Origin of the sequence: Paraburkholderia sp. BCC1884 (assembly GCF_900996225.1) — a bacterium.
GTDB lineage: Bacteria > Pseudomonadota > Gammaproteobacteria > Burkholderiales > Burkholderiaceae > Paraburkholderia.
Genome location: NZ_CAAJGL010000145.1, coordinates 135141 through 156364 on the forward strand (window position 1 = coordinate 135141; position 21224 = coordinate 156364).

The following is a 21224-nucleotide window of genomic DNA, read 5'->3' on the forward strand; positions in this document are numbered from 1 at the left end:
TCAACCTTAAGAGGTCAGATATGGCGAGCAACGTCGGCGTGATCGGTCTCGGAGCAATGGGGATGGGCGTCGCCCGTTCGCTGTTGCGCGCGGGTTTTCAGGTGCATGCGTGCGATCTGCGCAGCGAAATCCTGCAAGCCTTCGCGGCAGCGGGCGGCATCGGCTGCGCAACGCCGGCGGAACTCGGCGCGCAATGCGACGTGGTGGTGACGCTGGTCGTCAACGCGGCGCAGACCGAGGCCGTGCTGTTCGGCGAACAGGGCGCGGTCGCGGCGATGAAGCCCGGCAGCGTGGTGATCGCCAGCGCGACGGTCGCGCCGGACTTCGCGATCGAACTCGGCCGACGTGTCGAGGCCGCCGGTTTGCAGATGCTCGATGCGCCGGTCTCCGGCGGCGCGGCGCGCGCGGCATCGGCTGAAATGACGATGATGACCTCCGGCCCCGCCGCCGCCTATGCCGCCTGCGAGGACGTGCTGGCCGCGATGGCGGGTAAGGTCTATCGCCTGGGCGCCGGGCACGGTGCGGGGTCGAAGGTGAAGATCATCAACCAGTTGCTGGCGGGCGTGCATATTGCCGTGGCCGCCGAGGCGATGGCCCTCGGTCTGCGCGAAGGCGTCGATCCGGATGCGCTGTACGAGGTCATCACGCACAGTGCGGGCAATTCGTGGATGTTCGAGAACCGCGTGCCGCACATCCTCAAGGCGGACTACACGCCGCTGTCCGCGGTCGATATCTTCGTGAAGGACCTCGGCCTCGTGCTCGATACCGCGCGTCGTTCGAAATTCCCGCTGCCCTTGTCGGCGGCCGCGCATCAGATGTTCATGATGGCGTCCACGGCGGGGCATGGCGGCGAGGACGACGCTGCGGTGATCAAGATTTTCCCCGGCATCGATTTGCCGGCTTCGAACCAGGCATAGGGATGGTGATGAGCATATCGAATGGACGCGCGCTGCTGGGCTGCATCGCCGACGACTTCACCGGCGCCACCGATCTCGCCAACATGCTGGTGCGCGGCGGCATGCGCACCGTGCAAACTATCGGCGTGCCCGCGTCGAACGAAGCGCTCGAAGCGGACGCGCTGGTCGTCGCATTGAAGTCGCGCACGATTCCCGCCGCCGACGCCGTCGCGCAATCGCTCGCCGCCCTTGAGTGGTTACGCGCACAAGGTTGCCGGCAATTCTTCTTCAAATACTGCTCGACGTTCGATTCGACCGACGCCGGCAATATCGGTCCGGTCGCGGATGCGTTGCTCGATGCCTTGTCCGCCGATGCCGGCACAGGAGATGGCGCGCAAGCTTTCACGATTGCCTGCCCGGCGTTTCCCGAGAACGGACGCACGATCTATCGCGGCCATCTGTTTGTCGGCGATGCGCTGTTGAACGAATCGGGCATGGAGAACCATCCGCTCACGCCGATGCGCGACGCGAACCTCGTGCGCGTGCTGCAGCGGCAGAGCGCATCGAAAGTCGGCCTGCTGCGTTACGACGCGGTGGCCAGGGGCGCGGCGGCGGTGCGCGCAGCCTGCGAGGCGCTGCGCGCAGAGGGTGTGCGCATGGCAATCGCCGATGCGCTCTCCGACGCCGACCTCTACGTGCTCGGCGAAGCCTGCGCCGACCTCACGCTGGTGACAGGCGGCTCGGGCGTGGCGCTCGGCTTGCCCGGTAACTTCCGCCGCGCCGGTTTGTTGTCCGGGCAGGCCGACGCTGCACGCTTACCGCGTGTCGAGGGGTTGTCGGCGGTGCTGGCGGGAAGCGCTTCGAAAGCGACCAACGCACAGGTGGCGGCCTGGCGCGAAACAAGGCCGGCGTTCCGGATCGATCCCCTGGCGGTGGCGCGCGGCGAGCCGGTGGTCGAGCAGGCGCTCGCTTTCGCGCAGGATCACTTACGCGCTGCGCAACCCGTGTTGATCTACGCCACCGCGACGCCTGACGAAGTCAAGGCCGTGCAGAGCGAACTCGGCGTCGACCAGGCCGGGCATCTGGTGGAGGCCACTCTGGCGTCGATCGCGCGAGGCTTGCGCGAACGCGGCGTGCGCAAGTTCGTGGTGGCGGGCGGCGAGACCTCAGGTGCGGTCGTTCAGGCGCTCGACGTGCGCATGCTGCGCATCGGCGCGCAGATCGATCCGGGCGTCCCGGCGACCGCGACCTCGGGCGCCGAACCGCTCGCGCTCGCCTTGAAGTCCGGCAACTTCGGTTCGACCGACTTCTTTGAAAAAGCCTTGCGCCATCTCGACGGAGCGGCTTCATGACCATTGCACCGGCTCTCCACACGAGCGACGAAGCGCGCGTGCGCGAAGAAATCTGCGCGAGCGGCGCGAGTCTCCATGAACGCGGTTACGCGGTGGGCAGCGCGGGCAACATCAGCGCGCGGCTGGACGACGGCTGGCTCATCACGCCGACCGATGCCTGTCTCGGCCGGCTCGATCCCGCCGATATCGCCAAAGTCGATTTCGACGGCAATCCGGTGTCGGGCAGCAAGCCGTCGAAAACGCTGGCACTCCATCGCGGTATCTACGCCGGCAATAGCGAGGCGCGCGGCATCGTCCATACGCATTCGACGCATCTGGTCGCGTTGACGCTCGCCGGGGTGTGGAGCGAACAGGACGTGCTGCCGCCGATCACGCCGTACTACGTGATGAAAGTCGGCCACGTCCCGTTGATTCGTTACCGGCGTCCCGGTGACCCGGAGGTCGCCGCCGAGATCGCCGGGCTCGCCAGTTCGGTGCGCGCAGTGTTGCTCGAACGCCTGGGGCCGGTGGTATGGGAGCGTTCGGTGGCCCAGGCCTGCTACGCGCTCGAAGAGCTGGAAGAGACCGCACGTCTGTGGCTGATGACCCATCCGCGTCCCGCCCCGCTCGATGAAGCCGCGCTCGATGAACTGCGCGCCGTGTTCAACGCGCGCTGGTAGCTGCAAACCCTACATCCGCGCGCGGCGTGTGATCTTGCCGTGCGCCGACTCCAACCGAACCCGATCGAATCCAGGGAACTGATGCCATGCCACGTTTTGCCGCCAACCTGACGATGATGTACAACGAGCACGCCTTCCTCGACCGTTTCGCCGCCGCGGCGAAAGACGGCTTCAAGGCGGTAGAGTTTCTGTTTCCTTACGACTTCCGCGCCGGCGAAATCAAGGCGCGCCTCGACGCGAACGGTTTGACGCAAGCGCTTTTCAATGCGCCGCCTGGCGACTGGGCGGCGGGCGAGCGCGGTATCGCCTCGTTGCCCGGCCGCGAGGACGAATTTCGCCGCAGCGTCGACACCGCGCTCGACTACGCACGCGTGATCGGCAACCGCAAGCTGCATGTGATGGCCGGCTTGATCGGCGCAAATCAGCCGCGCGCGAAACATCGCGAGGTCTATCTGCGCAATCTCGACTATGCCGCGAAGGCCGCGCAAGCCGACGGTCTCATGGTAGTGATCGAACCGATCAATACGCGCGATATACCGGGTTTTTTTCTGAACCGCCAGGACGACGCGCAGGCGATTTGCGCGGAAGTGGGCGCGCCGAATCTCAAGGTGCAGTTCGATTGCTATCACTGCCAGATCGTCGAAGGCGATCTGGCAGTGAAGCTCAAACGCGATATGGCCGGCATCGGCCACATTCAGATCGCGGGCGTGCCGGAACGGCATGAACCGGATATCGGCGAATTGAACTATCCGTATCTGTTCGATCTGATCGACTCGCTCGGTTATGACGGTTTCATCGGCTGCGAATACCGGCCGCGCGCCGCGACGTCGGCGGGGCTCGGCTGGCTCGGGCCGTATCTGAATGCTGAGCGCTAATCAGGGGCATCCATCATGAAAGTACTCGTAACGGGCGGCGCGGGATTTCTCGGTCAACGTCTTGCGCGCGAATTGCTGGCGCGCGGTTCGCTAAAGGATGCACGAGGCGCACCGCAAGCGATCACCGAACTGGTGTTGCTCGACGTCGTCCGTGCCGACGATCTCGGCGACAGCCGCGTACGCACGGAAGTGGGCGACATCGCCGAGCGTAGCGTGCTCGAACGGGCGATCGACGACCAGACGTCGGCGATCTTCCATCTGGCTGCAATCGTCAGCGGGCAGGCCGAGGCGGACTTCGATCTGGGCATGCGCATCAATCTGGATGCGTCGCGTTTGCTGCTCGAAACATGCCGGCAGCGCGGGCATCGTCCGCGCGTGCTGTTCACGAGTTCGGTGGCGGTGTATGGCGGCGACTTGCCCGAGGTCGTGCAGAACGACACGGCGCTGAATCCGCAATCGTCGTATGGCACGCAGAAGGCGATCGCCGAATTGCTGCTCAACGATTATGCGCGACGAGGTTTCGTCGACGGCCGCGTGCTGCGACTACCCACGATCAGCGTGCGGCCGGGCAAGCCGAATGCGGCGGCGTCGTCGTTTGCGAGCGGGATCATCCGCGAGCCGCTGAACGGCGAGACGGCGGTGTGTCCGGTGGCGGGCTCGACGCGCTTGTGGCTGCTGTCGCCACGCAAGGCGATCGAGAGCCTGATCGCCGGCCTCGAACTGGATGACGCCGCGCTCGGCAACCAGCGCGTGCTGAATCTGCCGGGCATTTCAGTCAGCGTCGACGAAATGGTCGCCGCGCTGCGCGAGGTCGCAGGCGATGAAGTCGCGGCGCGCATCGTGTGGGAGCCGGATGCGCGCGTCGAAAAGATCGTCGGCAGCTGGCCAGGGCGGTGGGATACGTCGCGTGCCGAACAGTTGGGCTTGAGCGGCGAGCGCGAATTCGCCGACGTGATCCGCGCCTATCTCGCGGATGAACCTATCCAGCCTCGCTGAAACGCACGAACGCCCACGTGATGGCGCATCGAAGCCGTTCCTGCCGCGCCATGCGACGGCCGCGCTCAAACCTCGCACGACACGCGACGGCCTGCATGGATACCCTGGTAAGGGCGTGGGATCGCTTGACAGGGTTTCCGACCCGCGCCTATTATCGGCCTAGTTGTTCGATATATGACCGTGTGTTCGTATAAAGAACAAATGAGCGTAATCCTGCCTTCATTGCCGCAGCTATCTTGCGCCAGGCTGCTTCGAGGCGACGGTCGCCGCCCGGCCGATCCCACCGCGCTTGCCGGGCCGACGCTTCAGCGCATCCGGCTCGCGCCACCGGTTCGGCAGGTTAGCGGCGTGGCGCACGCAGCACATCAACTGGAGACATCACATGACCGAAGCATTTCTGTGCGACGCGATTCGCACCCCCATCGGCCGCTATGCGGGTTCGTTGTCCTCGGTTCGCGCCGACGATCTGGGCGCGGTGCCGCTCCAGGCGCTGATGGCGCGCAACAAGGACGTCGACTGGAGCGCGATCGACGACGTGATCTACGGCTGCGCGAACCAGGCTGGCGACGACAACCGCAACGTGGCGCGTATGTCGCTGCTGCTGGCCGGCTTGCCGCAGGGCGTGCCGGGCTCGACGGTGAACCGCCTGTGCGGTTCGGGGATGGACGCCGTGGGTATCGCGGCGCGCGCCATCAAGTCGGGCGAGACTTCGCTGATGCTGGCGGGCGGCGTGGAGAGCATGAGCCGCGCGCCGTTCGTGATGGGCAAGGCCACCAGCGCGTTTTCGCGGCAGGCCGACATCTACGACACGACGATCGGCTGGCGTTTCGTCAACCCGTTGATGAAGCAGATGTACGGCGTCGATTCGATGCCGGAGACCGGCGAAAACGTCGCGACCGACTATAAGATCAGCCGTGAAGATCAGGACGCGTTCGCGCTGCGCAGTCAGCAGAAAGCGGCGCGTGCGCAACGTGACGGCACGCTGGCTCAGGAAATCGTCGGCGTGACGATTGCACAGAAGAAGGGCGATCCGATCACCGTCTTGCAAGACGAACATCCGCGTGAAACGAGCCTCGAAGCGCTGGCCAAACTGAAGGGCGTGGTGCGTGCGGACGGCACCGTGACTGCGGGCAACGCGTCCGGCGTGAACGATGGCGCAGCCGCCTTGCTGCTCGCCAACGAGGAAAGTGCGAAGCGCTTCGGCCTCACGCCGCGCGCGCGCGTGCTGGGCATGGCCACGGCCGGCGTTGCGCCGCGCGTGATGGGCATGGGCCCGGCGCCCGCCACGCAGAAACTGCTGGCGCGTCTGAACATGACCATCGACCAGTTCGACGTGATCGAACTGAACGAGGCCTTCGCCTCGCAAGGCATCGCGGTGCTGCGCACCCTCGGTCTCGGCGACGACGACCCACGCGTCAATCCGAACGGCGGCGCGATTGCGCTCGGCCATCCGCTCGGCATGAGCGGCGCGCGCCTCGTGACCACCGCGATGTATCAACTGCAGCGCACACAAGGTCGCTTTGCGCTGTGCACGATGTGTATCGGCGTCGGCCAGGGCATCGCGATCGCCATTGAACGCGTGTAATGACGTAATCGCTTCCCGACTGGTTTGATGAACAGCCCCTTCGCTTGCGCGGAGGGGCTGTTTCATTTCTCGCCGTGACTATTTGAAATAACCAGAAACTGCCAATGCGTATGCGATTTTCTTGCGATAGGGCATTTAATGCCTGGCGCATATAACGCGTTGCCGTTCAATATGCGCCGATGTCGCTCTGCATTCCAAACGATCGCAGCACCTCGTCTGGCATGTACAATCGTTCGCGCCGTATCTGTTCACATTTTCATCCTGAAGAGTCAGCCATTCATGGCGTAGAAAACCGGCATTCCGTGGTTTCAGATCGCCGGCATGCCAGATCGATCCATTTCCAAGGAGAATGCAAATGAAGGCAGCGACGATTGGAGCAGCGTTGGTCATAGCGGCGTTCGCCGCGGCTCAGCCGGTGTGGGCGCAAGATACGCTGGCAAGCGCCGCGCAAGGCGTCGTCGGCGCGGTGCAGCCGGTGCACGTGAAGGCGGAGATCGTCGGTATCGATCCGGGCAGCCGCACGCTCACGCTCAAAGGGCCGGGCGGCAATGCGGTGGTCGTGCTGGTCAGCCAGCAGGTGGCCGGTTTCGATCAGCTGAAGGTGGGCGACCGGGTCGACGTGCTCTACAAGAACGCGCTGCTGGTGAAGGCCGATAGGGTCACGGGCAAAGACAAGGGCATTCGCAAGCGCGTCGATACGCAGGTGTATGCCCCGGCCTCGGGCGGTTTCGAATCGGCGCGTCAGATCGAGGTGCTCGCCACCGTGCAGAAGATCGATCGCAAGCATCGTCTCGTTACCTTGCGCGGCGCGTATCAAACGCAAACGCTCGAAGTAGGTCCCGACGTCGATCTGAAAGACGTCAAGGTGGGCGACACCATTCATGCGGTGTTCGTGTCGGCGGCTGCGGTGCAGGTTACGCCGCAAGCGGCAGCGCAGTAACGAAGCTGCGTTGGCACAGCGCGAAGGCCAGGCCTTCGCGCTTTCACCGGATTTCGCCCAGCAGTAACGCACTAACGCACTAACGCAGTCGCGCCGTACAACGACTCGGCGGCACGAAGCGTCGAATGCGAATCGACGTAGCTGCTGCGCCGTGGTTACAGTGGACCGGACGCGCGAATGTGCTCGTCGGCGTCCAATGCGAAATGCGTGCGGCCCGGTCGCCGTCCTACGTTCATCGCGAGGATCTCGACAATCGCGCGGGTCGATATGCTCGTGGTCAGTTGGGCGATGTCGGTGGACTTCACCCAGCAGCAGCGCGTGATCTCGTTGCCGGGTATCGGCGCTTGCCCGTCGGCGAACTGCACGGCGAAAACGTGATGGCAGGTGCGTACACCCGTGAAGTCGAACAGGTAACCCGTGCGCAGGGCGCGCAGTCCGGTTTCCTCGGCCAGTTCGCGCAATGCGGCGTCTTGCCAGTCTTCACCGGGCAGCGGTTTGCCGCCGGGCAACGACCATCGCGAGTGCTCCTTTGCTACCAGCAGAATGCGCGTGCCGCGTTGACATACAACGGTCGCTCGCTGCTTCATGTTGTCTCTTCCAGTCTGTCGGGGCGTCTTCTGATGGACGCCGGGTGACCGCGTGTGCGGTGCGTGCGTCGATAGTGGTTTGGAAATATGTCATTTGTGTGGCGCAGCGGGCACGCGGTGGCCGCCTGAAGCGATACGTCAGGCGAGCGCGGGGCGCGCAGGCGGCGGATTCGCGTCGCGCGTCGATGGGCGAGCCGGGCGTTACTCGCCGGCGATGGCCTTGCCCGAGGCGTCTTTGATCTGCGTGTGCAACTGCGTGCGGACTCGCGCGATTACGCTGGGCGGCAGGGGGATGTAGTCGAGTTCTTCCGCCGCTTTGTCGCCATTGTTCAACGCCCAGTCGAAGAACTTCAGGGTGGCGCCGGCGCGCTCCGGTTTATCCGACGCGGCGTGCATCAGCACGAAGGTCGCACCGACCACGGGCCACGCATGCGCACCGGGTTCGTTGGTCAGGATGGGCACGAGAGAGCGCGACCAGTCCGCGCTTGCGGCAGCCGCCTTGAACGTCTCGGGACCAGGCAGCACCGTGGCGCCGGCCGCGTTTTTCAGCGCGACGTACGACATGTGATTCTGTTTCGTAAAGTCCCATGCCACGTAACCGATGGCACCGGGCAGAATCCGCACGAAAGTCGCGACGCCTTCATTGCCCTTGCCGCCGATGCCGCGCGGCCAGCGCACGCTGGTCCCTTCGCCGACCTTGCTTTTCCATTCCGGATTGACCTGGGAGAGGTAGTGCGTCCAGATCAGCGTCGTACCCGAGCCGTCCAGACGCCGGACCACGGCGATTGGCGTATCGGGCAGTTTGATGCCGGGGTTGAGCGCCGCAATGGCCGGGGCGTCCCAGTAAATGATCTTGCCGAGGAAGATGTCGCCTAGCACTTCGCCGGAGAGCGTGATCGAGCCGGTCGGGACGCCCGGAAGATTGACTGCGGCCACGACGCCGCCGATCACGGTCGGGAATTGCAGCAAGCCGTTTTTCGCGAGATCGGCGTCGCTCAGTGGCGCATCCGAACCGGCGAAATCCACCTCGCTTGCGACGATCTCCTTGATGCCTTCCGTCGAACCGACTGCGCGATAGTTCACCTTGCCGCCGCTCGTGCGCTGATAGGCGTCGGCCCATCGGCCGTAGATGGGGGCAGCGAACGTGCTGCCGGCGCCGGTGATGTCGGCGCTGCGGGCGGGGATGGCGCAGAGCGCGCCGGCCAGGCCCACGGTCAGTGTCAATACGTGTCTCACGAAAACCTCACCCGGATTGTTGTTGAAGCGCGAATAAGTGAAGCCCGACGCGTAACACGGCGTGGAAATACTAGTATTTGGCGAGTGTTTCTGGAGGTTGTCCGCCGCTCTCTCGTGCTCGATCAGCGTGCGAAGCGTGGCGCGCTGCGGCCGGATAGTCAGCCGTTAAGGTAGTCTCTTAAGCGCGAACTTGCTATGGATAATTCCACGCTCATGGCGAGCGTTTCAGCGTCATGGCTTGGCTGAGATCAGGATGGCAGGCGAGTCAGATCGCGTTCCATGAATATCGCCCCGGGGATCGGATTGAAGATGTACGCTGCGATCGGCTCGAAATCGAGCGATGCATACAGTCCGAGTGCCGGTTGCATGCCCGGCAGCGTGTCGAGACGAATACGCGTGTAGCCCGCTTCTATGGCGATTTTGCAAATACGCACGGCGAGTTGCCGGCCGGCCTGCTGATTGCGTCCCGACGGACGGACATAAAGCCGCTTCATCTCGCAGACCGTGTCTTCGAGTGGCCGCATCGCGACACAGCCGATGATCTGCGCATCGATTTCCGCGAGCAGAACGCAGCCATGTGGCGCCGCGAATTTGCCTGGCAGATCCGCGAGTTCGGCTTCGAAATCCTGGAAGCTCAAGTCGATGCCGAGGCTCTCCCCATACTCGCGAAAGATGTCCCGCACGATCTCGAGTTGGTGTGGGAATCGGGCAGGGTAGATCTGCAGCATCTATTGCGGCTCCGTCAGCACGAGAGGAAAGCGGATTTCGAAGGTCGTGCCCACGCCCTCGCGCGACCTGAAATCGATGTGCCCGTTCAGCACGCGGCACAGTTCCTTGACGATCGCGAGACCCAGACCCGTACCCGCGACATCTTCGCCCGCAGCACGCTCGAATTCGTCGAACACGCGTTCCGCGTCGGCGGGTGCGATGCCCACGCCGGTATCCGAGACGCGCATCGACCAGTGATCCGTGCCGGCCATCGCGAAGTCGAATTCGATTTCGCCCGACTTCGTGTACTTGGTCGCATTGGATAACAGATTGACCGCAATCTGCTTCAGCTTGAGTCGATTGGACGTGACACTCTTCAGCGCGAGATCGCACGAGGTGCGCAAGCGCAGCCCCTTGGACTCGATCGAAGGCTGCCACGAGGTGACGAGTTCATCGTACAGGCTGTGCAGTGGCACCTGTTCGAGTGCGAGCGGTGTCGAGTCGCCGAGTACGACTGAGTATTCGATCATCTGATCGACCAGCTGCTTCATGTCGCCGGCTTGCCGGTTCGCCAGCGTCAACGCCATATCGGCCTTGGCGGGCGCACGGCTGATCAACTGCAATGCGATGGAAAATGCATTCAGAAAATTGCGCAGATCATGCACGACACTGCGCGTGATCTGCATGCGCGATTCGTGCAGATCGCCGACCAGGCGCTGCTTCAACGTCAGTTCGTGATTGGCGCGCTCGAGGCGGCCGGTGTATTCGTCGATCTTGCGGTCGCGTTCGCTGACCACCTCCTTGATCGACGTGTGCGCGACCATGCTGAACGTCTCGGCGATCAGGCGCCGCGCCCGGCTTTCGTGACGGCGTGTGAACGCGGGCTCGCGTGCGGCGAATTCTTCGAGCGCGTCGGCGAGCACCAGTTCAAAGAGGTCGAGCTCGCGCACGAGTTCTTCGATCCGGTAGCCCTGGCGCCAGCGGACCATGCCATGTTTTCTGGCATCGCGTTCGATGGCGGGTTCGACGCGCTCCAGATCTTCAAGCGCAATCGCTACGCATAAGCCTTCGAGAATTTCCGGCAGATGGTCGGCAAGCTGCTGATAAGTGAGCTTGTCGGCTTCGACGAGATTGTCATCGGCGAAGACAGCGGCCATCCATTGTTCGGTAAAGCGGGTTCGCTCCGCACGGACGAAATCGGCGAACTGGTGCAGCGGGCTAACGCGTGTATCGGTCATGATGGTGCATTGGGATGAAGTTTCTACAACATTCGCGGGCGAGAACCACGCCAGACGCGGCGGACCGGAGGGTGGCGCCTGCGCCCGGAGGAGAAAACACACTTTCGGTGGGAATGAATTTAAAGCCTGATCCGCGCGCCTTGGGCGTCGATCGGGTAATGACGCAGGACGGCGGTGCGCCTCATTATCGCCGCAATCCGCCACGGTGGAACACCTCTTGCGACGGGATGGGCAGATCACAAAAGACGTTTAACCCGGCGGCCCTGATGCACTCAATCTTGCTAGTGGACGACGAACCGGAAATTCTGGCAGCGTGGCGCCTGATACTCGAGAACGAAGGTTATGAAGTGGGTTGCGCAAGCAACGGCATGGAAGCGGTCGCCTGCGCTGTCGCTGTCGTTCCCGACCTCGTCATTACCGACTGGATGATGCCCCTGATGGATGGCGCGGAACTATGCCGCCGGCTCAAAACCATGCCGCAATTCGCGCATGTGCCGATTCTCGTGCACACCGCCGTGCCGCCCTCCGAGAGCGGCGGAAAGAACTGGGACGTATGCCTGCGCAAGCCCGTCGGCGCGGATCTGTTTCTCACGACGGTCGCCCAATTATGCGAATTGGGGCATTCGCACTGAGTCTGCACTTTTCCCGAATGGAATAGGGGCGCGTACAGCCGATCGGCTTGGAGCGCGTCAATCGACGGGCGAGGCATTGATCGCCTTGAGAAAGTCGATGAACGCCCGCAAAGGCGCCGGTACATGGCGATGCCCGGGGTAGTACAGGAACGGTCCGGAAAATCGCTGCCACCAAGGCTCGAGAATCGGCTCCAGCGCGCCACTTGCCAGATGCGGGCGCAGCATCTCCTCGAACAGATGAATCACGCCGACCCCCGACACCGCCGCACCGACCGCGAGATCGATCGCCGCGCCGGGGCGCACGAGCAGCGGGCCGGTCGGATTGAGTTGCAGCACTTCACCCTCGCGCGCGAAATACCAGATGGGCATGGCGCCGCCGGCGAACTGGCCGCGCAGGCAGGCATGCGAAAGCAGCTCACGCGGATGCTGCGGGCGTCCGTGCAGGTCCAGATAATCCGGCGCCGCAGCCGTCGCGAAGCGCTGCCAGCGCGGCCCGATGGGCACGGCGATCATGTCCTGCTCGAGCCGTTCGTCATAGCGGATGCCCGCGTCGCAGCCGATCGACAGCACATCGACGAAGCCGTCTTCCACCACGATCTCGATCCGAATGTCGGGATACGCCTTCAGGAACGGTGCGATGATGCCCGGCATGACGATGCGCGCGGCGCTCGATGGCACGTTCAGTTTTAGCGTGCCGGTCGGTTTGTCGCGAAAGCCGTTGAGCACGTCCAGCGCCGCTTCCATCTCGCCGAAAAGCGGCGTGAGTTTTTCGATCAGACGCTGTCCGGCTTCGGTGGGCGCCACGCTGCGCGTGGTGCGGTTCAGCAGCCGCAAACCGAGTTTTGCTTCCAGCCGGCGCACGGCGATGCTCAGGCTCGAGGCGGACACACCGCCGCTGCGCGCCGCATCGCGAAAGCCGCCGGCCCGAGCGACGGAGACGAAAGCAGCAAGATCGTTCAGTTCCATATCGATTGTTCAAATTGTTAAACAACCCGTACACGTTAGACGTCTTTATTTAACAGCGCAACCGCGTCCATACTGACGCTCATCTACTCATCAAGGAGCGCACGATGTCGAATTCCCCAGCCACGGATACTTTCATGTTCGCCGGACGTCCGGTGCGACGCATGGGCTACGGCGCCATGCAACTGGCCGGACCCGGCGTGTTCGGGCCGCCGAAAGATCGCGACGCGGCGCTTGCTGTGCTGCGCGAAGCGTTGGCGGCGGGCGTCAACCACATCGATACGAGCGATTTTTACGGGCCGCACGTCACCAATCAGTTGATCCGCGAAGCGCTGCATCCTTATCCGGATGACCTCGTGATCGTCACCAAGCTCGGCGCGGTGCGCGGCGACGACGGCGCGTGGCTATCGGCCCAGGAGCCCGCCGACCTCGAGCGGGGCGCGCACGATAATCTGCGCAATCTTGGCCTCGACGTGCTCGAGGTCGTCAACATGCGAATCATGGGCGACGTGCACGCACCCGCCGAAGGGTCGATCGAGAAACAGGTCACCGCGCTTGCCGAACTGCAGCAACGCGGTCTGATTCGCCATATCGGCCTGAGCAATGCGACCTCCACGCAGATCGACGAGGCGCTTCGCATTGTCCCGGTCGTCTGCGTGCAGAACCACTACAACCTGGTGCATCGCGAAGACGACGCCTTGATCGACAAGCTGGCGCAGCAGGGCATCGCGTACGTGCCGTTCTTCCCGCTGGGCGGCTTCACGCCGATCCAATCGTCGGGGCTTTCGGAGATCGCGCAGCAGATCGGCGCGACGCCTATGCAGGTCGCGCTCGCCTGGCTGTTGCATCGGGCGCCTAACATTCTGTTGATTCCAGGCACCTCGTCGGTCAAGCACTTGCGTGAAAATCTCGCCGCGGCGGATCTGAACCTGAGCGACGAGGTGCTCGCGGAACTCGACGCGATCGGCGGCGTTCGAGACGGAGCATAAACGCGTTGTGCGAAGGGTAGGCGGGCCGCCCGAGACCGCACCACAGGCGTTAGCCCGCTCGCGCCAAACTACCCAGGCCTTCCCGCCATTGCATCGACAATGACCTGCCGGTGTGTGCGTTTCAATAATTGTGGATGGTAGATTGAAGCGCGCACAATCGGGAGGCGATCTCTATGGCGGTGGGCTCACACCAGTCGGGCGGCGCGTTTCCAGCATTGACGAGCATCCGGTTCATCGCCGCTTTCGCGGTTGTGATTTCCCATTACTCGGAAAACAACCTGCTACCGTTGCCGTTGTCGGTATTCAACTTTATCGACGGTGGTCGCTCGGCGGTATCACTGTTCTTCGTTCTCTCCGGCTTCATTCTCACCTTCACCTATCGCGACAAGCTGAACCACGGCGGCGTACGCACTTTCTACGAAGCACGTTTCGCGCGCATCTATCCGATGATTCTGCTCGGACTACTGATGTGCGTGCCGGTCGTGATCTTTCTGCTTCATACCGGCGACACGTCCCGGATGCTCGAGTGGTACGCGCTCAAGTATGCGATCTATCCCGCGCTGGCCGTCAGCCTGCTTTGCCAGTTGTTGTTGCTCAATGCCTGGTTTCCCTTTTCGGCAGTCAATCAGCCGTGGAACGGCCCCTCGGATAGTGTCTCGTGCGAGGCGTTCTTCTATCTGCTGTTTCCGTTTCTGGTGCGCCGCATGGGCGCGATGAGCGCGGTGCGGCTTCTCTCCGTCTGTGCTGCGTTCTGGCTGGCGACGGGCGTCTGGATCGTGTTTCTGCATACCTGTATGCCACTTTCGCGTAGCGGCGCGATGATCTACTCGATGCCGCTGACGCGGCTCGCCGAGTTTGTGATGGGGATCGGCGCCGGACTCTGCTTCCTGCGTCTCAGGGCGCGGGGCACGTCGCAGCATGCGAGGGGAGTGGGGCTGGTGAGCATGGCGCTCGTCGTGCTCACGCTACTCAGCGTCTGGCGGCCACCCGCACCTTCCTTCTTCGTCGATGCACCGTTTTTCGCCGCGCTGATACTCGGGCTCGCGCTCATGGAGCGGCCCCTGTTCGGCATATTGAGCTGGCGGCCGCTCGTGCGGCTGGGCGAGGCGAGTTATTCGCTGTATCTCACGCATCTGCCGATCGCGCTATGGGCGTTGATGCTCGGCTTCGGGCGCGCGAATGGCTGGATGGTGATCGTCTTCAGCGTGATGGTCAGCCTGCTTTGCTTCACCTTTTATGAAGAACCGATGCGCCGGCGCATCAAGGCACGCTTTGCGGGCCTGTCCGCGCGCGTGCCTGCCGGCGAACCGGGCCAGCCCGTGGTGTGAACGCCGCCCCGTTCAGGGGCGATACCGCAAGGCGTCGATCAACACAGCCAACGCGCGCGACGATTGACGGCGGCTCGGATAGTACAGGTGATAACCCGGAAACGTCGGGCACCAATCCTTCAGAACGGCCTTGAGTTGCCCCTCGGCAAGATACGGCCGTGCCAGGTTTTCGGGCACGTAGGCGAGGCCGCAGCCGCTCAGGGCCGCGTGCAACATCGGGTTGGTGCCGTTGAACACCAGTTGACCCTCTACGCGCACCTTCACCTCATGCCCGGCTTTTTCGAACTCCCAGGCATAGAGGCCGCCGTAGGTGGGCAACCTGAGGTTGATGCAGTTGTGCTCCGTCAGGTCCTGCGGCGTTTTGGGCCGTGTGCGAGTCCCGAAGTAGGCAGGCGCGCCGACCACCGCCATACGCATGTCCGCAGCGATGCGTACCGCGATCATGTCCCTGGCCACCTGATCGCCGAGACGGATGCCCACGTCGTATTGCTGGGCGACGATATCCGTGAGGCCGAAATCCACCACCACTTCGATCCTGATGTCCGGGTACTCGGGCAGCAGGCGCGCGAGCTTCGGTTGCAGGATCGAACTGGCGGCATATTCGTCGGTGGTGATGCGAATCGTGCCGGCCGGTTTGTCGCGCAGTTCGCTCAGCGCCGCAAGTTCATCGTCGATTTCATCGAAGCGCGGTCCGACCGTGCCGAGCAGGCGCTCGCCGGCCGGCGTAGGCGACACGCTGCGGGTGGTGCGGGTCAGCAGACGGATGCCCAGCCGCGCCTCGAGACCGCGCAGGGTGTGGCTCAAGGCTGATTGCGAAACACCCAGCTTCGCCGCCGCTTTGGTGAAGCTGCGTTCGCGGGCGACCGCCACGAAGGCTTGCAGGTCGTTCAGATTCTCGCGCGCCATTGATGAATATCGCTCATGGGTGTTTGCCGATTCTACCGTCTAGTCGCAGACGACCGCAGCGATTAAATTGACCGTCTGGCGCAATTTCACGCGCAACCCGAAACGCAACCTCGATCGCAGGCTCGGCCTGAACGGAGCACGAAGAATGGACTATCGCTACCTGGGGCGCAGCGCGCTCAAAGTGTCACCGCTGTGTCTCGGCGCCATGATGTTCGGCGGCGAGACCGACGAAGCCACCTCGAAACGCATCATCGACAAAGCCTTCGAGCAGGGTGTCAATTTCATCGACACCGCCGACGTTTATCACACGGGCCGTTCGGAAGAAATCGTCGGACGTGCCATCGCGGACCGGCGCGACGATTGGGTCGTGGCGACCAAGTTCGGCTTTCCGGGCGGCGAAGGCGTGAACCGGCAAGGGCAGTCGCGCAAGTGGATCATCCAGTCGGTCGAGGCGAGCCTCAAGCGGCTCGGCACGGACTACATCGATATCCTGTACTTTCACCGGGCACTCGCCGACGCGCCGCTGGAGGAGGGCGTGCGCGCGATCGGCGATCTGATTCGCCAGGGCAAGGTCCGCTATTTCGGCGTGTCGAATTTCCGCGCCTGGCGCATCGCCGAAGTCGCGCATCTCGCGGACCAACTCGGGATCGACCGTCCGGTCGCCAGCGAGCCGCTCTACAACCTCGTCGATCGCACGGCGGAAATCGAGCAACTGCCTGCCGCGCATCACTATGGGCTGGGCGTCGTGTCGTACAGTCCGCTTGCGCGCGGCGTGCTCAGCGGCAAATACGCGGTGGACGCCGCGCCGCCCGCGGACTCGCGCGCGGGCCGCGGCGACAAACGCATCCAGCAGACCGAGTGGCGGCCCGAGTCGCTCAGGATCGCGCAGACGATCGCGGAGCACGCGGCGAAGCGTGATACGACGTCGATTGCATTCGCGTTGGCGTGGGTGCTGAAGAATCGTTTGGTCAGCAGCACCATTGCCGGCCCGCGTACCGAGGCACAGTGGGATAGCTACATGGAAGCGTTGACGCTCGAACTCGGCCCGGAGGACGAGAAACTCGTGGATAGCCTCGTCGTGCCCGGTCATGCCTCGACGCCGGGTTATACCGACCCCGGCTATCCGGTCGAAGGCCGGCGCGTGGCCTGAAGCGGAAGCGGCCTTGGCGGCCGCACTTCACAGCGATGCCGCCAGCGTCTCGCGCAGCCACTGATGCGCCGGATCGCGATGCGAACGCTCATGCCAGAGCATCGCCATGTCGTAGCCCGGCACCTCTACGGGCGGCTCGACCATGCGTAACGCGCCGGTGCGGCGAACCAGACGGGCCGGCAGCATGCCCACGAGGTCGGTGTTCTCCAGCACGGACATCATGAACAGGAAGTGCGGCACCGACAGCACCACCTTGCGGGTGAGTCCGGCCTTGGCGAGCGTTGCATCGGTCACGCCGACAAAGCCGCCGCCGTCCGGCGACACGATCACGTGCTCCAGCTTGCAGAACTGCGCGAGGCTCGGCCGACGCTTCAGGCGCGGATGCCCGGCGCGCCCCACCAGCACATATCGCTCGGCGAACAGCACGCGTCGGCGCATGCCGATCGGGGCCTCTTCACTGGTGTGAAAGGCGATATCGATCTCGCCGCGCTCCGCCTGTCGCGCGATGCGCGGCGGCGCCAATTCCACCACGGCGAGGCGTGTGCCGGGCGCGGTTTCGCGCAGCGCGGCCAAGGCGGGCAAAACGATGGTCGACTCGGCGTAGTCGGTGGCCGCAAGGCGCCAGGTCTGCGTGGCTTCGGCAGGATCAAAGGGGCTGGCGGGCGTGACGGCGCGTTCGAGTGCTTCCAGCGCTTCGCGCAACGGCTCGCGTAATGCTTCCGCACGAGCCGTGGGGCGCATGCCGCGTGGGCCGGCCAGCAGTAGCGGGTCGCCCAGCACTTCGCGCAGCTTCGCCAGATGCACGCTCACCGAAGGTTGCGACAGGTTCAAACGTGCCGCCGCACGCGTCACGTTGTGTTCCGACAGCAATACGTCGAGCGTGACCAGCAGGTTGAGGTCCAGCCTTCTGAGATTAAGCATGACAATACCTGGCATATTGGGAATTCATTTCCAATATACCCGTGCGGGCTCTATCTTGACTTCTTTAGCCCTGAGAGAGTCTTGGTGATGAACGTACTGCTTGTCTATGCCCACCCCGAACCCCGTTCGCTGAACGGTTCCCTGAAGGACTTTTCGGTCAGGCGCCTGAAAGACGCGGGACACGCCGTGCAGGTGTCCGACCTGTACGCGATGAACTGGAAAGCCTCGCTCGACGCGCACGACAGCCTCGAGCCACAAGACGGCGCGCGCTTCGACCCCTCGCTGGCTTCGAAGCACGCTTTCGAGCACAGTCTGCAAAGCAAGGACATCGCACTCGAACAGGACAAGCTCATGTGGGCCGACGCCGTGATCCTGCAATTTCCGCTCTGGTGGTTCTCCATGCCCGCCATCCTCAAAGGATGGGTCGAGCGCGTGTATGCCTACGGCTTCGCCTACGGCGTGGGCGAACATTCCGACCAGCGCTGGGGCGATCGTTATGGCGAAGGCACGCTCGCAGGAAAGCGCGCGATGCTGGTCGTGACGACGGGCGGCTGGGAGCCGCACTACAGCGCACGCGGCATCAACGGCCCCATCGACGACCTGTTGTTCCCGATCCAGCACGGCGTCTTGCATTACCCCGGCTTCGAGGTGCTGCCGCCGCACGTGATCTACCGCACGGGGAAGATCGACGAAGCGAACTATCCGCAGGTGAGCGACGCGCTCGGACAACGTCTCGATCGGCTCTTTACGACTGCGCCCATCCCGTATCGCCGGCAGAACGGCGGCGCCTACACGATTCCCGACTGCCGGTTGCGCGACGATATCGCGCCCGATCGGGTTGGTTTCGCCGCACATATTGAATAAACGCGCGTGAAACTGACAAGATCGTAGGGTTTGCTGAAATTTGGTTGTAAGTCGCCATTGCTAGAGTCGTCGGCAGAATTTTGCCGCTGCGTGCCGGACCGCCCAAGTCCGAATACCTAGACAAAGAAGAGCGACAAACCATGAATCAAGCTCGTGCGTTCTGGCTCATTCTGACGCTGCTCTTCACGACGCCGGCCTGGGCGTTCCAGTCGCGGGTCGTCACCATTCCCAGCGCGGCTATGCACAAGTCGTTCGAGGCGACGGTGGTGTTGCCCGATCAATATGCGCATGGCAAAGCGGCCGCTCGCTTTCCGGTGGTCTATCTCCTGCACGGCTCCGGCGGCGACTACACCGACTGGACCGCGAACTCGCACATCGGCAAGCTCGCCGACCGCTATCACGTGATTCTCGTGATGCCCGACGGCGGCCACGAAAGCTGGTATATCGACAGCCCCGTCGACCCGCGCAGCCGCTACGAGACTTACGTGGGCACCGAGGTGGTGACCTACGTCGACGCCCATTTCCGCACGATCGCCACGCGTGAGGCGCGCGCCATCACCGGCTTGAGCATGGGCGGTTTCGGCGCGTTGCACATTGCGCTGGACCGGCCGGAGGAATTCGGCGCGGCGGGAAGTATCAGCGGGGCGGTGGATCCGCGCGGCTGCGAAGACGAGCCGGGCATCGACGATGTATTCGGCGACCCGGCGCGGCATGCCGACTTCTGGAACAACGAGGCCATCGTGGAGAACGTGCGCGGCTTCGGCGCCGCGCACATTGCGCTGACCATCGACTGCGGCGTGAACGACTCGCTGGTGCAATCGAACCGCATGCTGCACGCAAAGCTGATCGAACTCGGCGTGCCGCACGATTATGCGGAGCGGCCCGGCGGCCACACCTGGAAGTACTGGTCCAACGCGGTGCAATATCAGGTGCTGTTCTTCGCCGGGGCCTTCAAACGCTACGGCATGGTCGCCGGCAGCGCCGCGACCTGATTTCAGTCGATGCCGTGAAACACCGCGTCGTCCGGACCCAGATACACGGGCGGGCGCCAGGCGGCGTCGCGCATCGAATGCTGGACCAGTTTTTCCACGCCCAGCAGCACCGCGAAAATCGCCATCCGCACCGGAATGCCGTTGTCGGTCTGGCGGAAAATCGCCAGCCGTGAATCGTGGTTCAGATCGACGCTCAGGTCGTTCGCGCCCGGTCGGCTATCGCGTGGCAGCGGGTGCATGATCAGCGTGTCGGGGCCGCACACGCTATCCATCAGCGCCTGATTGATCTGGAAGTCCGGCGTGTAGCCTTCGAACGATTCGTCGGTGAAGCGCTCTTTCTGGATGCGCGTGGCGTACACCACGTCGGCGCCGCGCAGCCCGGCGGGCAGGTCGTGAGTCTGCTCGATCACGTGACCGTTACGCGAAATCTGCTCGATGATGTAGCTCGGCATTTCGAGCATCGGCGGCGAAACCAGTGTGAACTTGATGCCGCGATACAGCGCCAGCAGTTTGACCAGCGAGTGCACCGTGCGCCCGTATTTCAGGTCGCCGACCAGCGCGATGTGCGCACCGTCGACGATCTTGCCGAGCCGCGAGAACTCGCGCTGGATGGTGTACAGATCGAGCAGCGCCTGGCTCGGGTGCTCGCCGGGGCCGTCGCCGCCGTTGATCACCGGCACGTTCGTCGCACGCGCGAATTCGGCCACCGACCCTTGGTCCGGGTGACGGATCACGAGTGCGTCCACATAGCCGCTCATCACGCGGCTGGTGTCGTAGATCGACTCGCCCTTGGCCATCGACGAAAACGTGAAGCCGGTGGTGTCGCACACCGAACCGCCGAGCCGGCAGAAGGCCGCGCCGAAACTTACGCGGGTGCGCGTGCTGGCTTCGAAGAACAGATTGCCGAGCACCGCGCCTTCCAGCACGCGGGAGATTTTGCGGCGTCGTGCGATCGGCTGCATGATGTCGGCCACGCGAAAGAGGGCTTCCACCGAGTCGCGTGAGAACTGATCCACCGACAACAACTGCGGCTTGCCTTCGAACAGGATCTGGCTGGCGAGCGACTGCGAGTCTACGCTTTGCGTATATCCTTCGCCCGGTTCGCCGTGCACCACGATCTCCGACACGAAGCGCTCCACGATCTCCGGCATGGCCCGCGATTCCTGCGAGTCGTCCGGCAGCAACCACGTGTCGAGTGCCCGGCGCGATACGCCGATGCGGCTCGCGAACGAGTCGCGCGTCATGTTCAGGCGACGCATCGCATCGCGTAGGAAGGCTTGTTGCGGAACGCTCATGGAGGCACCTGTCGGAGAAGAGGGAGATGGCGGCGGATGTACGCGGTGCGTATATTAGTTTTCCTGCGGCAGAAGTCAAGCAATTTTGCGATGAGCTTTGCCAAGCCGGCCC

General features: G+C 63.6%; 21 protein-coding genes. 13 read left to right on the forward strand and 8 right to left on the reverse strand.

Going from position 1 to position 21224, the window contains the following annotated elements; all coding sequences use genetic code 11:
• Positions 1 to 20: 20 nt before the first annotated feature.
• From ltnD to FQ705_RS31630, 7 genes are all read left to right on the forward strand, one after another.
• The gene (gene ltnD / locus FQ705_RS31600) at positions 21 to 917 is read left to right on the forward strand and encodes an L-threonate dehydrogenase (protein ID WP_144148557.1); all 897 of its coding nucleotides are present in this window, start codon (positions 21 to 23) and stop codon (positions 915 to 917) included.
• An 8-nt stretch (positions 918 to 925) separates the two neighbouring features.
• Positions 926 to 2248 (forward strand): 3-oxo-tetronate kinase, encoded by a 1323-nt coding sequence (otnK, locus tag FQ705_RS31605; protein WP_144148559.1) that lies wholly within the window; start codon positions 926 to 928, stop codon positions 2246 to 2248.
• Positions 2245 to 2907, forward strand: coding sequence for an aldolase (locus FQ705_RS31610; RefSeq protein WP_144148561.1), 663 nt, complete (start codon positions 2245 to 2247; stop codon positions 2905 to 2907). The genes otnK and FQ705_RS31610 overlap by 4 nt, the downstream gene beginning before the upstream one ends.
• Positions 2908 to 2993: 86 nt before the next feature.
• Entirely contained in the window at positions 2994 to 3782 is a 789-nt protein-coding gene (otnI, locus tag FQ705_RS31615; RefSeq protein ID WP_144148563.1) for a 2-oxo-tetronate isomerase, read from the forward strand.
• 15 nt (positions 3783 to 3797) lie between these two features.
• On the forward strand, positions 3798 to 4778 hold the full coding sequence (gene denD, locus FQ705_RS31620; protein ID WP_144148564.1) for a D-erythronate dehydrogenase: 981 nt from the start codon (positions 3798 to 3800) through the stop codon (positions 4776 to 4778).
• A 382-nt stretch (positions 4779 to 5160) separates the two neighbouring features.
• Positions 5161 to 6363, forward strand: coding sequence for a 3-oxoadipyl-CoA thiolase (gene pcaF, locus FQ705_RS31625; protein WP_144148566.1), 1203 nt, complete (start codon positions 5161 to 5163; stop codon positions 6361 to 6363).
• A 355-nt stretch (positions 6364 to 6718) separates the two neighbouring features.
• Entirely contained in the window at positions 6719 to 7303 is a 585-nt protein-coding gene (locus FQ705_RS31630; RefSeq protein WP_144148568.1) for a copper-binding protein, read from the forward strand.
• 155 nt (positions 7304 to 7458) lie between these two features.
• Here FQ705_RS31630 and FQ705_RS31635 read toward each other — a convergent pair whose 3' ends face one another.
• From FQ705_RS31635 to FQ705_RS31650, 4 genes are all read right to left on the reverse strand, one after another.
• Positions 7459 to 7890 carry an NUDIX hydrolase gene (locus FQ705_RS31635; protein ID WP_144148570.1) on the reverse strand — a complete coding sequence of 144 codons (432 nt, stop codon included), beginning with the start codon at positions 7888 to 7890 and terminating at the stop codon, positions 7459 to 7461.
• A 201-nt stretch (positions 7891 to 8091) separates the two neighbouring features.
• Positions 8092 to 9126 carry a phosphate ABC transporter substrate-binding protein PstS gene (gene pstS / locus FQ705_RS31640; protein ID WP_144148572.1) on the reverse strand — a complete coding sequence of 345 codons (1035 nt, stop codon included), beginning with the start codon at positions 9124 to 9126 and terminating at the stop codon, positions 8092 to 8094.
• A gap of 248 nt (positions 9127 to 9374) precedes the next feature.
• Entirely contained in the window at positions 9375 to 9854 is a 480-nt protein-coding gene (locus FQ705_RS31645; protein ID WP_144148574.1) for a GNAT family N-acetyltransferase, read from the reverse strand.
• A complete protein-coding gene (locus tag FQ705_RS31650) occupies positions 9855 to 11072 on the reverse strand; it encodes a sensor histidine kinase (RefSeq protein ID WP_144148576.1) in 1218 nt (405 codons plus the stop codon).
• Positions 11073 to 11086: 14 nt separating this feature from the next.
• Here FQ705_RS31650 and FQ705_RS31655 point away from each other — a divergent pair, with 14 nt between their 5' ends.
• On the forward strand, positions 11087 to 11704 hold the full coding sequence (locus FQ705_RS31655; protein ID WP_260854679.1) for a PleD family two-component system response regulator: 618 nt from the start codon (positions 11087 to 11089) through the stop codon (positions 11702 to 11704).
• 57 nt (positions 11705 to 11761) lie between these two features.
• On the opposite strand, the gene FQ705_RS31660 is transcribed toward FQ705_RS31655, so the two are convergent.
• Complete coding sequence (locus FQ705_RS31660; protein WP_144148578.1) at positions 11762 to 12670, reverse strand: LysR family transcriptional regulator; 909 nt, start codon at positions 12668 to 12670, stop codon at positions 11762 to 11764.
• Between the two features lie 104 nt (positions 12671 to 12774).
• On the opposite strand from FQ705_RS31660, the gene FQ705_RS31665 reads away from it, so the two are divergent.
• The gene (locus FQ705_RS31665) at positions 12775 to 13656 is read left to right on the forward strand and encodes an aldo/keto reductase family oxidoreductase (protein WP_144148580.1); all 882 of its coding nucleotides are present in this window, start codon (positions 12775 to 12777) and stop codon (positions 13654 to 13656) included.
• Between the two features lie 173 nt (positions 13657 to 13829).
• Positions 13830 to 14984, forward strand: coding sequence for an acyltransferase family protein (locus FQ705_RS31670; RefSeq protein WP_144148582.1), 1155 nt, complete (start codon positions 13830 to 13832; stop codon positions 14982 to 14984).
• Between the two features lie 12 nt (positions 14985 to 14996).
• Here the strand turns inward: FQ705_RS31670 and FQ705_RS31675 are convergent, their stop codons facing one another.
• Complete coding sequence (locus FQ705_RS31675) at positions 14997 to 15890, reverse strand: LysR family transcriptional regulator (protein ID WP_144148584.1); 894 nt, start codon at positions 15888 to 15890, stop codon at positions 14997 to 14999.
• 145 nt (positions 15891 to 16035) lie between these two features.
• On the opposite strand from FQ705_RS31675, the gene FQ705_RS31680 reads away from it, so the two are divergent.
• The gene (locus tag FQ705_RS31680; protein WP_144148586.1) at positions 16036 to 17040 is read left to right on the forward strand and encodes an aldo/keto reductase; all 1005 of its coding nucleotides are present in this window, start codon (positions 16036 to 16038) and stop codon (positions 17038 to 17040) included.
• 27 nt (positions 17041 to 17067) lie between these two features.
• On the opposite strand, the gene FQ705_RS31685 is transcribed toward FQ705_RS31680, so the two are convergent.
• Positions 17068 to 17976, reverse strand: a complete 909-nt coding sequence (locus FQ705_RS31685) for a LysR family transcriptional regulator (protein ID WP_144148588.1) — start codon at positions 17974 to 17976, stop codon at positions 17068 to 17070.
• A 72-nt stretch (positions 17977 to 18048) separates the two neighbouring features.
• Here FQ705_RS31685 and FQ705_RS31690 point away from each other — a divergent pair, with 72 nt between their 5' ends.
• Entirely contained in the window at positions 18049 to 18825 is a 777-nt protein-coding gene (locus tag FQ705_RS31690; protein ID WP_144148590.1) for an NAD(P)H-dependent oxidoreductase, read from the forward strand.
• 140 nt (positions 18826 to 18965) lie between these two features.
• Positions 18966 to 19817, forward strand: coding sequence for an alpha/beta hydrolase (locus tag FQ705_RS31695; protein ID WP_144148592.1), 852 nt, complete (start codon positions 18966 to 18968; stop codon positions 19815 to 19817).
• Between the two features lie 2 nt (positions 19818 to 19819).
• On the opposite strand, the gene FQ705_RS31700 is transcribed toward FQ705_RS31695, so the two are convergent.
• On the reverse strand, positions 19820 to 21112 hold the full coding sequence (locus FQ705_RS31700) for an aspartate carbamoyltransferase (RefSeq protein ID WP_144148594.1): 1293 nt from the start codon (positions 21110 to 21112) through the stop codon (positions 19820 to 19822).
• Positions 21113 to 21224 lie beyond the last annotated feature (112 nt).

What these genes read in the sequence shown, in the direction of transcription:
- ltnD (WP_144148557.1), top strand. Translation starts at nt 21, where the DNA reads ATGGCGAGCAACGTCGGCGTGATCGGTCTCGGAGCAATGGGGATGGGC.
- otnK (WP_144148559.1), top strand. Translation starts at nt 926, where the DNA reads ATGAGCATATCGAATGGACGCGCGCTGCTGGGCTGCATCGCCGACGAC.
- FQ705_RS31610 (WP_144148561.1), top strand. Translation starts at nt 2,245, where the DNA reads ATGACCATTGCACCGGCTCTCCACACGAGCGACGAAGCGCGCGTGCGC.
- otnI (WP_144148563.1), top strand. Translation starts at nt 2,994, where the DNA reads ATGCCACGTTTTGCCGCCAACCTGACGATGATGTACAACGAGCACGCC.
- denD (WP_144148564.1), top strand. Translation starts at nt 3,798, where the DNA reads ATGAAAGTACTCGTAACGGGCGGCGCGGGATTTCTCGGTCAACGTCTT.
- pcaF (WP_144148566.1), top strand. Translation starts at nt 5,161, where the DNA reads ATGACCGAAGCATTTCTGTGCGACGCGATTCGCACCCCCATCGGCCGC.
- FQ705_RS31630 (WP_144148568.1), top strand. Translation starts at nt 6,719, where the DNA reads ATGAAGGCAGCGACGATTGGAGCAGCGTTGGTCATAGCGGCGTTCGCC.
- FQ705_RS31635 (WP_144148570.1), bottom strand. Translation starts at nt 7,890, where the DNA reads ATGAAGCAGCGAGCGACCGTTGTATGTCAACGCGGCACGCGCATTCTG.
- FQ705_RS31645 (WP_144148574.1), bottom strand. Translation starts at nt 9,854, where the DNA reads ATGCTGCAGATCTACCCTGCCCGATTCCCACACCAACTCGAGATCGTG.
- FQ705_RS31650 (WP_144148576.1), bottom strand. Translation starts at nt 11,072, where the DNA reads ATGACCGATACACGCGTTAGCCCGCTGCACCAGTTCGCCGATTTCGTC.
- FQ705_RS31655 (WP_260854679.1), top strand. Translation starts at nt 11,087, where the DNA reads ATGAAGTTTCTACAACATTCGCGGGCGAGAACCACGCCAGACGCGGCG.
- FQ705_RS31660 (WP_144148578.1), bottom strand. Translation starts at nt 12,670, where the DNA reads ATGGAACTGAACGATCTTGCTGCTTTCGTCTCCGTCGCTCGGGCCGGC.
- FQ705_RS31665 (WP_144148580.1), top strand. Translation starts at nt 12,775, where the DNA reads ATGTCGAATTCCCCAGCCACGGATACTTTCATGTTCGCCGGACGTCCG.
- FQ705_RS31670 (WP_144148582.1), top strand. Translation starts at nt 13,830, where the DNA reads ATGGCGGTGGGCTCACACCAGTCGGGCGGCGCGTTTCCAGCATTGACG.
- FQ705_RS31675 (WP_144148584.1), bottom strand. Translation starts at nt 15,890, where the DNA reads ATGGCGCGCGAGAATCTGAACGACCTGCAAGCCTTCGTGGCGGTCGCC.
- FQ705_RS31680 (WP_144148586.1), top strand. Translation starts at nt 16,036, where the DNA reads ATGGACTATCGCTACCTGGGGCGCAGCGCGCTCAAAGTGTCACCGCTG.
- FQ705_RS31685 (WP_144148588.1), bottom strand. Translation starts at nt 17,976, where the DNA reads ATGCCAGGTATTGTCATGCTTAATCTCAGAAGGCTGGACCTCAACCTG.
- FQ705_RS31690 (WP_144148590.1), top strand. Translation starts at nt 18,049, where the DNA reads ATGAACGTACTGCTTGTCTATGCCCACCCCGAACCCCGTTCGCTGAAC.
- FQ705_RS31695 (WP_144148592.1), top strand. Translation starts at nt 18,966, where the DNA reads ATGAATCAAGCTCGTGCGTTCTGGCTCATTCTGACGCTGCTCTTCACG.
- FQ705_RS31700 (WP_144148594.1), bottom strand. Translation starts at nt 21,112, where the DNA reads ATGAGCGTTCCGCAACAAGCCTTCCTACGCGATGCGATGCGTCGCCTG.